General features: G+C 45.0%; 9 protein-coding genes. All 9 read left to right on the top strand.

The window, feature by feature from the left end; all coding sequences use genetic code 11:
- The first annotated feature begins 222 nt into the window (after positions 1-222).
- The 9 genes from QFZ51_RS23570 to QFZ51_RS23530 all read left to right on the top strand — a co-directional run bounded on the left by QFZ51_RS23570 (position 223) and on the right by QFZ51_RS23530 (position 13,118).
- Positions 223-978 (top strand): (Fe-S)-binding protein, encoded by a 756-nt coding sequence (locus QFZ51_RS23570; protein ID WP_429049561.1) that lies wholly within the window; start codon positions 223-225, stop codon positions 976-978.
- Entirely contained in the window at positions 959-2,335 is a 1,377-nt protein-coding gene (locus tag QFZ51_RS23565; RefSeq protein ID WP_429049559.1) for a lactate utilization protein B, read from the top strand. Before QFZ51_RS23570 ends, QFZ51_RS23565 begins: the two co-directional genes overlap by 20 nt.
- Entirely contained in the window at positions 2,332-2,904 is a 573-nt protein-coding gene (locus QFZ51_RS23560; RefSeq protein ID WP_429049557.1) for a LutC/YkgG family protein, read from the top strand. The genes QFZ51_RS23565 and QFZ51_RS23560 overlap by 4 nt, the downstream gene beginning before the upstream one ends.
- Before the next feature lie 983 nt (positions 2,905-3,887).
- The gene (locus QFZ51_RS23555) at positions 3,888-5,675 is read left to right on the top strand and encodes a polysaccharide biosynthesis protein (RefSeq protein WP_370907431.1); all 1,788 of its coding nucleotides are present in this window, start codon (positions 3,888-3,890) and stop codon (positions 5,673-5,675) included.
- A gap of 133 nt (positions 5,676-5,808) precedes the next feature.
- Entirely contained in the window at positions 5,809-6,567 is a 759-nt protein-coding gene (locus QFZ51_RS23550) for a polysaccharide biosynthesis/export family protein (RefSeq protein ID WP_370907430.1), read from the top strand.
- A 3-nt stretch (positions 6,568-6,570) separates the two neighbouring features.
- A complete protein-coding gene (locus tag QFZ51_RS23545) occupies positions 6,571-8,973 on the top strand; it encodes a GumC family protein (protein ID WP_429049554.1) in 2,403 nt (800 codons plus the stop codon).
- Positions 8,974-9,006: 33 nt separating this feature from the next.
- The gene (locus QFZ51_RS23540; RefSeq protein ID WP_429049552.1) at positions 9,007-10,314 is read left to right on the top strand and encodes a nucleotide sugar dehydrogenase; all 1,308 of its coding nucleotides are present in this window, start codon (positions 9,007-9,009) and stop codon (positions 10,312-10,314) included.
- A gap of 104 nt (positions 10,315-10,418) precedes the next feature.
- Positions 10,419-11,456 (top strand): SDR family oxidoreductase, encoded by a 1,038-nt coding sequence (locus tag QFZ51_RS23535; RefSeq protein WP_429049550.1) that lies wholly within the window; start codon positions 10,419-10,421, stop codon positions 11,454-11,456.
- A 147-nt stretch (positions 11,457-11,603) separates the two neighbouring features.
- Positions 11,604-13,118 carry a lipopolysaccharide biosynthesis protein gene (locus tag QFZ51_RS23530; protein ID WP_429049547.1) on the top strand — a complete coding sequence of 505 codons (1,515 nt, stop codon included), beginning with the start codon at positions 11,604-11,606 and terminating at the stop codon, positions 13,116-13,118.
- The last annotated feature ends 1 nt before the right edge of the window (position 13,119 follow it).

Below are 13,119 nucleotides of genomic sequence, written 5' to 3'. Positions count from 1 at the left end.
CAAATCAGCGTAATCAGTGTAATCAGTTTAATCCTGAGTAAGACAACCTCCGCACCGCGCCGAAGGCGCGCAACAGGACAGACCGGGTTGCCACTCTCCAAACACTGCTTTAATTTGTATCAGTGAAAAATAAGCCAGTAACCGGTAAAAAAGAGGGAGGATTACTGTCAAGTTGCCCGCTAAATTTGCAGGTCAGCAATGATCATTTAAATTACTTCACCCGTGAAAGTAGGATTATTTATACCATGTTATATTGACCAGTTCTACCCGCAGGTAGGTATTGCCACCCTGCAACTGCTGCAGAAGCTGGGTTGTGAAGTGGAATACCCGCAGGGGCAAACCTGCTGTGGCCAGCCAATGGCCAACTCAGGATACGAACATCTTACACACCAGTGCAATAGCCTGTTCATAAAAAATTTTGCTGACTACGACTACATTGTAGGCCCCTCCGGCAGTTGTGTGTTACATATCAAAGATCATCTGCACGATCCGGCAGCAGAAACAGCTGCTACACATATCCGTGAACGGATCTACGAACTCACCGAATTCCTGACGGATGTACTCAAAGTGGAAAACCTGCCGGCACGTTTCCCTTGTAAGGTAGGACTGCACCAGAGCTGCCACGGGCAGCGCGGCCTCGCCCTTGCCCAGATGAGTGAGCTGGTGGCGGCGCCTTTCTCCAAACCGGAAAAGCTGCTGCGTATGGTAGAAGGAGTGGAGCTGGTACCGCTCGACAGGCAGGATGAATGCTGTGGCTTTGGCGGCACTTTCTGTGTGACCGAAGAAGCAGTATCTGTAAAAATGGGTAAAGATCGTGTAGCCGATCACGTTAAACATGGCGCAGAGGTGATCACCGGAACAGATGTGAGTTGCCTCATGCACATGGAAGGTATCTTACGCCGGCAGCATGCAGGCGTAAAAGTGATGCATATTGCAGAAATTCTCAATCAGAATATCCATGAACAGGCAAACAGCTGATCACGCCACGCTGGCAGACAAGTTCAACGAGAATGAGCCGCGGGTCGACTGGCACGACCAAACCCTCTGGTGGGTACGCGCCAAAAGGGATAAGATGGCCTGGACCATCCCGGAATGGGAACAGCTGCGGGAAGCCGCTTCCCGCATTAAGCTGAACGCCCTGGGCAACCTGCATGATTATCTCGTACAGTTTGAACAACAGGCCATACAAAATGGCGCCACCGTTCACTGGGCCGCGGATGCAGCAGAGCATAACCGGATCGTGACAGACATATTAAAGAAACATGGGGTACATCACCTCGTGAAAAGTAAGTCCATGCTCACGGAAGAATGCCACCTGAATCCCCATCTCATCGCCAATGGCATCGATGTAATTGATACCGATCTGGGCGAACGGATTGTGCAACTCGCCAAAGAGCCGCCCAGTCATATTGTACTGCCCTGTATCCATAAAAAGAAAGAAGAAATAGGAGAGCTGTTCCACGAACACCTGGGAACGCCCGCCGGGAATGCCGACCCGCAGTTTCTCACCGCTGCCGCCAGGCAACACCTGCGCAAGGAGTTCCTGCAGGCCAAAGCGGCTATCACCGGCGTGAACTTCGCAGTAGCGGAAACCGGTGAAATGGTGGTGTGCACCAACGAAGGCAACGCCGATATGGGCGCCCACCTGGCCGATGTGCATATTGCCTGTATGGGCATCGAAAAAATAATCCCGCAACGTAAGCACCTGGGCGTATTCCTGCGTTTACTGGCGCGCAGCGCCACCGGGCAGCCCATTACCACCTATTCCAGTCATTTCAGAAAGCCCCGGCCTGACCAGGAGCTGCATATTGTACTGGTGGATAATGGCCGTTCCAGGCAGTTGGGCAGGGAAGACTTCCGCAATTCATTGAAATGTATCCGTTGTGGCGCCTGCATGAATACCTGCCCCGTATATCGCCGCAGTGGCGGGCATAGTTATCATACCGCTGTAGCAGGGCCTATTGGCGCTATCCTGGCGCCTAACCTGGATATGAAGGATTATGCCGACCTGCCCTTTGCATCAACGCTGTGCGGCTCCTGCTCTAATGTATGCCCCGTGAAAATAGATATTCATCAGCAATTGTATAAGTGGCGGCAGGTATTGGTAAAAGAGGGGTATACTACGGCCGCAAAAACAGCCAGTATGAAGGCTATGAGCGGTGTATTATCCACTCCCCGTGTTTACCGGACAGCGGGCAAAATGGGACGCTGGGTAATGCGTGCATTCCCCGGTATGGTGAATAACCGTTTAAACCCCTGGTATAAACAAAGGGAGATGCCTGCACCGCCGGTGCAATCATTCTCCCAGTGGTATGAAAAAAATAAAAAGTCATGAGCAGCAGGGACCAGATATTAGCCGCCGTTAAGCAAAATCAGCCGGAGGCATCCGTATTACCTTCCCTGGAAGGGTTATCCGGCAATATGCCCGGTACGCTGGAAGCTTACCGCAAAGTACTGGAAGGATTAGGCGGCAGTTTGTTTGAGATAAAAGATGAAAGTGAGATACCGGCATTACTGGCGGAGCATTATCCGCATCTGCAACGTATTATCGTGGTAGGCAGTGAACAACGTGCATGGATACACGAAGATCCGCATTTGCTGGAGGATGTGGATATGGCGGTTGTGCCCGGTCAGTGGGGGGTAGCGGAGAATGGCGCCATATGGCTTACAGAGGCGGAAATACCGGTAAGGGTGCTGCCGTTTATATGTCAGCACCTGGCAATTGTACTGCCTGCGGATAAGCTACTTCCTACTATGCATGAAGCTTATGAAAAGATAGGCGCTCCGCAAACGGGTTTCGGGGTATTTATTGCGGGTCCTTCCAAAACCGCTGATATCGAGCAATCGCTGGTACTGGGCGCGCATGGAGCGAAAAGCCTGGTCGTATTTATTACAACAGCATAATATCTTTTACGTATACACAAGTACGTTACACTTTGTGGAAACGGCCTCACCAGTAACCGGTGAGGCCGTTTCTGTAGTGAAATCTTCTGGATGGGAATGCTAAAATTATCTACAGAATATTTTCGTTATTTTTCAATAATTGAAGCAGTATAATAAATACTTCACTAACTTTAGGCCGGGAAATTAAATAGATCCCCCGAAGTTGGTATGGTGTTTGTTCAATTGCGTGCGTTGCAAGAATCGATAGCGCAGTGATTTTTTAACCATAGTATATTATAGCCATATTTTTTAGTAGCTGCGTTAACCAGAAAAAAAGAAAGACCATGTTTCATCTACTTAACACTTTAGAGCGGCATCAGAACACGTCGTTACAGCAAAAGATCCAGGTGCATCACCACCAATGTAGCATCACGGGAGAAATCTCTTTAATAGTATGCAAAATGGACAGCATGATTGGCTGATCCGCATTTTTCGTTTAACCGACGGAGTTATTTGCCGTTATGTGCCAACTGATCAGTGTTTGAGCAAATAGTCCATAGGAAAAAATGGTTGTCATAACCGCTTTGTTAGAGTGGTCGGGGAATGCATGTGTTGTTGATCTTTCAGAAGAGTAGCAGCTGGAAATTTTTTTCAACAGTTTACTTTTTCATAACAGAACTTTTCACTTTTAGTACTTATCTTGCGCTAACTTTGAAAACCGAAAGAAAGATCGTAATCGTTTAATTCTCCGTCCTGTATTTTAACTAAGCGCCTCTATGAAAACCTTGAAACTTGCGCGACCTTAGTTGAACAGGCGAGCTTATATTTAATAACCATATCTTATTATTGAACCTATGGTGCGTAATTCATCATGGATTACCCCGTCGTGGCTAATCTTGCTATTAGACCTGGGGTGCTCTGTCATCGCAATCAATTTAGCATTTCTTCTCAGGCTGAACTTTGATGCTGAGTTATATGCAGCATTTCCTCTGGGAAAAATCGGAATGCTTGTTTTAGGTGTAAACCTTTTCCTCTCCTTATTTTTGCGTACTTATCGCGGTATTGTAAGATTTACAAGCCTCACGGATATTGGCCGCATAGCAGGATTGAATATTGTGAGTTGCCTCATCCTTTTCACCATTGGCTATAGTCATGTGATGGATCAGCAACAGAACCTCTTTCCCATTTCAGTAATCCTGATTAATTTCTTTATCAGCTCCTTCTGTTTATTATCTTATCGCCTGCTGGTAAAGTGGACGTTTAAATACTACAACAATTTCAGGAGCCAAAGCCGGACGCGCGCCGCTATTTATTATACCGGGCATACCAGTCTTATGCTGCGCAAAGCCATCAGCGACAACCCTGAATCGGATGTGAGGATAACGGCGTTTCTGGCCGATACTAATGCCCATGCTGGCAAATCAATTGAAGGGCTGCCAGTGTATGCTTCCCGTAAGGGACAACTCTTTAAGATGGTAAAAGAGGGCAAAATTTCGTTGTTGCTCATTCCTGATGATCACCTGGATGCAGCGCATCTGAATGAACTCGTAGAAGAATGTATTGCATTGAATATAAGAGTGCAAAAAATTATTCCCGTGAGTCAGTGGACAGAAGGTTCTAACAATAACAGTATTCAATTGAAAGACATCAACATTGAAGATCTGCTTGATAGATCTGTTATCAGCATCAAAAATCAACAGCTCAGCAAAGAGCTGAAAGGTAAAAGCATTTTGGTAACGGGGGCTGCCGGTTCTATTGGCAGTGAGATAGTAAGACAACTGGTGAGTTATGAACCCTCTGTGATTGTGTTGTGCGATAAGGCGGAATCCCCGCTCCATGAGCTGGAGCTGGAAATGTCAGAAAAAGCAGTGAGCGTACCCATCATCCCATTCATCGGAGATGTATGTGATAAGGTGCGTATGCAACAACTGTTTGAAATTTACGCTCCTTCCATTGTGTATCACGCAGCAGCATATAAACATGTTCCAATGATGGAAAAAAATCCATCCGTGGCAGTGATGAACAATGTACTGGGAACAAAAATTGTGGCGGAGTTATCAGTAGAGTATGGTGCAGAGAAATTTGTAATGGTATCCACCGATAAGGCGGTGAACCCTACTAATGTAATGGGAGCTTCCAAAAGAATTGCGGAAATCTTCTCCCAATCCTTTAATAATCACCTGAACGAAAAATACCAGAAACTGGGCCCGGTGTACGGCACGCCACCAACACGTTTTATCACTACGCGTTTTGGTAATGTACTTGGTTCCAATGGATCTGTAATTCCACGATTTAAACAACAACTGGAAAAAGGCGGGCCGCTGACGGTTACGCATCCCGATATCACCAGGTATTTCATGACCATACCAGAGGCATGTCAACTGGTGCTGGAAGCGGGAGCAATGGGACAAGGCGGGGAAATATTTGTATTTGATATGGGCAAGCCCATGAAGATTGCAGAACTGGCCCGGAAAATGATCTGTATGACAGGTAAGGAGCCCGGAAAGGATATCCAGATCGTATACACCGGCTTACGTCCCGGGGAAAAACTCTACGAGGAACTATTGAACAATGCAGAAAATACATTGCCTACTTACCACGAAAAGATCATGATCGCCAAAGTAAGGGCATCTGATTTTACAGAGGTAAATGAGCAGATCAATCAGTTGATAGCTACAGCCAAAGAGCACTACCTGACGCCCACTGTTGCAAGGATGAAGGCGCTGGTACCAGAGTTCATCAGTAAAAACTCTGCTTACGAAGAATTAGATAAGGGAAAAATAACTACCTGATTCATCAGGGAATAATACCAAAACATATTTTTAATTAGTCTGTCTTAAAATGAGTATAATCTATCAGGGTAAACATTCAGCCCGACGTGTTCCAGCTCTGGCTGTATTGTTATTGAGTGTATTTAGCTTTTGTGTGAGTTCCTGTTCCGGACCTAAAAATATTACCTACTTCAGGGATGTTCCGGATTCTGTAAAGCGACAACTGGTAGATATGGCGGCTTATTCCATGCCCCTCATCCAGACAGATGATATTTTGCAGGTAACTATTCAAACACTGGACCCGGCTGCCTCCACGTTGCTTAACCAGCAGAACACCGCACAGTGGCCGGTGGTAGGAACCGGAAGCGCTGCAGGGCTTTCCAATGCAGGTCCGGGAGTAAGCGGATATGTAGTAGATAAAGATGGATATATTACGTTGCCACTGGTAGGCAGGATCCTGGCAAAGGATAAAACAACAGACAGTGTAAGGAATGAAATAACAGGTAAAGTAAGCACCTACTATAAAGATCCGGTAGTAAATGTACGCTTCGCAAATTTTAAAGTAACCGTACTGGGGGAAGTAGCCAGGCCATCGTCCTATGTAATGCCCAATGAAAAGGTAACGATCATGGATGCAATAGGTATAGCCGGCGATCTGACCATTTATGGCAAGAGGGAAAATGTGTTGCTGATCAGGGAAACCAACGGGAAGAAAGAGTTTATACGTTTTAATCTCAATGACAGTAAGCTATTTACTTCTCCCTACCTGTTTCTGCACCAGGGAGATATTGTATATGTGGAACCAAACAAGGCTAAATCAGCCTCCACAGATATGGCACAGGTAAAACGTATTTCAATTTTAGCATCTGTACTTTCCTTGTTGATAGTAATTGCGACCAGGGTTAATTTTTAGAAAATGAGAGAAACATTTTATACTAACGGGAACGGGAAAATGCCTCCCAATGGGTTTATGCCTTCAGAGGAGCCAAAGGAAAACGGTTTCGAACTGAGGCAAATTGTGGATTGGGTGTGGCACTATTGGTACTGGTTTCTCATCAGTACCCTGGTTTGTGTGTTCGGCGCCTACCTGTACCTGAGATATGCCACACCAACTTATAAAATAAGTGCGAAGATTCTCGTAAGAGACGATCAGAAGGGGCCCAGCATCCCGGGAGGAGAAATCCTGGAGCAACTGGAAATATTTGACAGCAAAAGTAATGTGGATAATGAAGCTGAAATCCTCAAATCCCGCAGCCTGATGGAACGGGTGGTAAAGGATATGCAGCTGAATGTTGAATATTATGTGGAAGGAAGGGTAAAGAAAAGCGAACAATTCAATAATGTTCCCTTTGCATTTCATTGGATCACACTCCGGGACACGCTTAACAAAGAAGTAAATTATTCGCTGATCCCAGAATCTGAAACCGCTTTCCGGATCACAAGGGAAGATGGCCAGGCAAGGAAATTGAAATGGAACGATACTTTACATACCCGGGAAGGAATCTTACAGGTAACAAGAATGGCGTCTGTACCGCTGAATGAAGATGCATACCTGGTTAAAATCCGTTCGGTAGACAAAACAGTGGCCGATTACCAGAAGGTATTAAATGTGAGTGTGGCCAATAAGCAGGTAAGTACAGTAGATCTCAGTATTACCAGCTCCGTTCCCGGTAAAGGAGAAAAGATCCTGGATAAACTGATTGACGTATACCTGCATAACAGCGTGGAAGACAAAAACAGGATAGTAGACAGTACGATTGCTTTTGTGGATAACCGCCTGTCGGTGGTAAGCCGCGAGCTAAGCGGGGTGGAGAAAGATATCCAGGAATTTAAACAAACGAATGAACTGGCAGATCTGACGGAACAATCCAAATTATTATTCTCCAATACCAATGATTTTGCCAAGCAACTGATAGATCAGCAGGTACGCCTGAATATAATAGAATCCCTGAACCAGTATGTGCAGGACGACAAGAACAATAAACGTATTGTACCTTCTGCCCTGGTAATGGAAGATCCTACTTTTGCCTCTCTGGTAGAAAAATATAACAACCTGCAGCTGGAAAGGGAGCGGATGTTGCTGTCGAGTACCGAATCAAACCCGATGATCCGTAATATAGATCAGCAATTAAGCGGATTGCGGACAGATCTGAGCAGCAACCTGTCGTCCTTTAAACGTAATGTGGAGGTAAGTATCCGGGAGCTGAAGAGGAACGCAGATGCCGCCAACCAGCAGATCCGCCAGGTGCCGGCAAAGGAAAGAGTATTCCTGGATTACTCCAGGCAACAGGCGCTGAAGCAGGAACTGTACCTGTTTCTGCTAAAGAAACGCGAGGAATCGGCTATTTCAAAGGCATCCAACCTGGCCATTGCCCAGGTAGTAGACCCCGCGAAGAGCGACGCCTTGCCGTTTTCACCGAAAAAGCTCCTTATATTTGCGCTGGGTTTAATATTAGGCGCCGGTCTTCCTGCCTTGATATTATACCTGAAAGAAATGCTCAGCAGGCGTATCCGCTCCAGGGGAGACATTACCAATAATACACCGGTGCCTATCTTATCAGAGATCGGACACAGTGATAAACACGAAGCTGTGATCAGTAACAATACAAGAACCCCGCTGGCGGAACAGTTCCGGGCGTTACGCACTAACCTGCAGTTTGTATTGTCCGGCGCCAACGACAAAGTGATCCTGCTTACCTCCAGTATGAGTGGCGAAGGCAAGTCCTTTGTTGCCACCAACCTGGCAACTATGCTGGCCCTCTCCGGCAAAAAAGTGGTCCTGATGGAAATGGATCTGAGAAAACCTAAAATATCCACCATGCTGGGACTCAGTAACCATGCAGGATTCAGCACTTATGCTATCGGAAAATCACTGATGGATGTTATTATCCAGCCATCAGGGTTACATGAAGGCCTTTATGTTATACCTTCCGGCCCGATTCCTCCAAATCCCGCAGAATTAATGCTGCTGGATAAAACAGAATCGCTTTTCAGGGAGCTGAAAGAAAACTTTGACTATATTGTTGTTGATACCGCCCCGATAGGTATGGTAACTGATGCCCAGTTGCTGGCCAAATGGGCAGATGCCACCCTCTACCTGGTCCGGCAGGGCTATACTTTCAAAGATCAGCTCCAGATCAGCAGGGAATTATATCTTCATAGAAAAATGCCTAAACTTAATCTCATTATCAATGACGTTAAAAGCGGCAGCACCTATGGTTATGGCTATGGATACGGGTATGGCTATGGCTACGGATATGAGGAAGAAAACAAAAAAGGCATCTTTAAAAGAATAGGAAAATCTATTTCACGAAGCTAATAAACAAGGACATAAACAGTAATTAAATTGGATATGAACAATAATGCTCCATCCGTAAAGGATGCCAGGATAGCCCTAATAGGACTAGGTTACGTAGGATTACCGCTGGCGGTTGAATTTTCAAAGAAGTACAAAACTATAGGCTTCGATATCAACAGCAGCCGGGTAAAGGAACTCAACGAAGGAACAGACAGAACACTGGAAGTTACCTCAGCAGATCTGAAAAATGTACTTACTGCAGACAACAATGCTCCGGCCGGACTTTACTGTTCCAGTACCCTGGAGGATATCCGCAGCTGCAATTATTATATCATAACAGTACCCACCCCGGTAGATAAATATAACAGACCGGATCTCACCCCCTTGTATAAAGCAAGTGAAACAGTGGGTAAGGTGCTGAAGAAAGGAGATATCGTAGTGTATGAGTCCACCGTATATCCAGGGGTAACGGAAGATGAATGTGTTCCGGTGCTGGAAAAGGTATCCGGACTTAAATTCAACGTTGACTTTTTTGCAGGATACTCACCTGAACGTATCAATCCCGGAGATAAAGAACATACGGTTGCTAAAATAAAGAAAGTTACTTCAGGCTCAACCCCTGAAATAGCAGATAAGGTAGACCAGCTATATAACTCCGTTATCACTGCCGGTACGCATAAAGCTACCTGTATTAAAGTAGCGGAAGCAGCCAAGGTAATCGAAAATGCACAGCGCGATATCAACATCGCATTTGTAAATGAACTTGCAAAAATATTTAACCGTTTAGGCATCGATACCGACGATGTACTGAAAGCTGCCGGTACCAAATGGAACTTCCTGAACTTCAAGCCCGGATTGGTAGGCGGCCACTGTATCGGTGTGGATCCTTACTATCTGGCGCAAAAGGCACAGGAAGTAGGTTACCATCCGGAAATTATCCTGGCTGGCCGTCGCCTGAACGACGGAATGGGAGAATATGTGGCGCATGAAGTGGTAAAACTGATGGTAAAGAAAGACATCGCTGTCAGAAATTCCAACATCCTTGTACTCGGTATTACCTTCAAGGAAAACTGCCCGGATGTTCGCAACACAAAAGTGGTTGATATCCTGCATACACTTAAAGGCTACGATACCAATATCACCATTTATGATCCGTGGGCAAACCCGGCAGAAGTGGCACATGAATACGGATGGGAGTCTGTTACAGAACTGAAAAATTTACAACAATTTGATGCAGTGATCCTTGCCGTATCCCACGACGATTTCAAAACACTGGATCTGGGTAAGCTCTGTAAGGAAAATAAAGTGATCTATGATGTGAAAGGGGTATTGAATGTAAACAGCATTGATGCCAGATTGTAATAACCGTCAATGGCGGTTCGGCAATTGCCTGCCGCCATTGTACATACATTGTATCTATCAGGCAGGAATTTTATCATTAAAGCAGAAAAGATAGTATTTACGAGATGATCAGTAATAGTAAAATATTAGTAACAGGGGGAGCAGGCTTTATCGGGTCCAATCTGATTGACCAGCTACTGGCACAGAACAACACCGTGATCTGTTTGGACAACTTTGCTACCGGGAAAAAAACTAACCTGGAACCTGCACAGCAACAGCCCGGTTTTACACTCCTGGAGGGCGATATCCGCGATTATGAAACCTGCGTAAAAGCAGCGGAAGGTTGTGAATTCGTTTTTCACCAGGCAGCCCTGGGCTCTGTACCCCGTTCTATCATTGATCCCATGACTACCACAGATGTAAATATCGGTGGTTTTGTAAAAGTGCTCCATGCAGCAAAGGAAGCGGGTGTTAAACGGGTGGTATATGCCGCCAGTTCCTCTACTTATGGTGATCATCCTGATTTACCAAAAGTGGAACATAAAATTGGAAATGCACTGTCGCCCTATGCCATCACAAAATATGTAGATGAGTTATTTGCAAAAAATTTCTCCGATATCTATGGTATTGAAACAATAGGTTTGCGGTACTTCAATGTATTCGGCAGAAGACAAGACCCCAACGGGGCCTATGCCGCAGTGATACCCAAGTTTGTTTCGTCCCTGATCAACGGGGAGCAGATCGTTATCAATGGCGATGGTTCCTATTCAAGGGATTTTACTTACATAGATAACGTGATACAGGCGAACCTGCTGGCGGCCGCTAAACCATCTGCGGCATTGAAACAGGATCTGGCACGGTATTACGAAGGGATAGGCGAATCATATACCGCTGGTAAAGCAATATCAGAAGTGTTTAATGTAGCATTTGGCGAAAGAACCACTTTACTGGAGCTGGCACAGATTTTAAAAGATAACCTGTCTGCTTTTGACCCGGCTATCAGCCAGGCGGAGTTTAAACACGGAGGTAACAGGAACGGGGATATCCCTCATTCGCTGGCTTCTATAAACAAGGCAGGAACAGTTCTTGGATACCGTCCGGAATTTTCTGTGCGCGATGGACTGAAACTGGCTTGTAACTGGTACTGGGACAGCCGTCAGTAAGAAGAAGTATAATATTATTGTATAACCATATTTTTGAGTAATAGGAGAACCAGGAAGATTATCGGTTTTTGCGCTTCCTGATTCATTCTGTTGATACCATGTCTTTATTGAAACCATCACCGCCACTTCTCCCGGAGTGTGCCGGTGATGCGGTACACCAACAGAAATCCTTTCCATATTTTAAGTAAAAACTACGTACCGTATTCTTTTTTAATGACAGCACTTAGATATAAAGTACTTACAGGTACTTTTTGGTCAATGTTCGGACAAGTTGCTTACGTAGGAGTGATGTTGATTACCAACATCATTATGTCCAGGATATTATCCCCTTATGAATTCGGGCAGGTGGGTATTGTGATGTTCTTTATCGTGATCGCAAATGTGCTCACGGAAAGCGGATTAAGCGGCGCGCTGGTAAGAAAAAGTGATGCCAGTGAAACAGATTTTTCAACGGTATTCATCTTTAATCTTGTTGTAAGCATAGCGCTTTGCTTATTGCTGATCCTGTTTGCAGGAACCATTGCTGCTTTTTATAAAGATCCGTCATTGAAACGCATATTAATGGTACTGAGCACTGTACTGGTTATTAATGCGTTTCAAATGGTACAGAACGCAAAACTGGTTAAAGAGCTTTCCTTCAAAAGGAAATCAGTTTTCAATTTTGTTGCCATTGCACTGGCTTCGGTCATAGGTATTATTGCAGCATGGAAAGGGGCCGGTGTATGGGCTATGGTGTTAATCCAGATCCTTTCTTCCCTCTTCCTGACCATACTGTTATGGTACTATGAAGGACCGGTACGCAAATGGATCTTTAGCAGGGCGTCGTTTAAGGATTTATATGCTTATGGCGTAAATACCACGCTGGCATCTATTCTCAACACTGCCTTTGATAATATTTACCAGATAATAATAGGAAAGTATTTTTCAATTATGCAGGTCGGATTATATTACCAGGCAAAAAAATTACAGGATGTTCCCGGTAACGTGTTAAACTTAACCATACAGGGAGCCCTGTTTTCTTCTTTATCACAATTACAAAATGATAAGGAACAGTTTTCCCGTGCCTATAATAAAATTATTCTGTTGTTTACCGTGCTCATGGGATTAATAACATCAGTTACCTTCCTTTTTTCAAAGGAAATAATTGTATTCCTGTTTGGCGCTAAATGGTCAGACTCTACTTATTTCATCCAGATGCTGACACTGGGCTCCTTCTTTTTTCTCCAGGAAACCATGAACCGGAATATTTTCAAGGTATTTAACAGAACCAGGACCATACTGCATCTTGAACTTGTTAAAAAGGCGATACTCTGCGTCAGCCTTGTGATAGGAGTATTTTACAGGGACCTGCATATCATGCTCGTGGGTTTTGTTATTACATCAGCTATCAGTTACCTGATCAACTTCTACTATTCCCGTAAAATACTTGGAAGTGTTTCCGCGTATGAGCTGATAGTAGTGGCAAAGATCATTGTGATAGCTGCTTTTAATACACTCGCCTGGGGCCTGCTGTTTAACTACATAAATCTGAAAGGACCGCTGTTGTTGCTTTTAACACCGGTGTTTGCGGCTACTTACTTTGTGCTGCTCCGTGTTTTCAGGGTGTCCGATATTGTAAAGGAGGGTAAACAGGTATTGACGATATACAAAACAAAAAAATAAC

The sequence above is a fragment of the Chitinophaga sp. W3I9 genome, assembly GCF_050434025.1.
Classification (GTDB): Bacteria; Bacteroidota; Bacteroidia; order Chitinophagales; family Chitinophagaceae; genus Chitinophaga.
The sequence above is the reverse complement of the archived record's forward strand: the minus strand, read 5'-3'. Positions and strand labels throughout refer to the sequence as shown.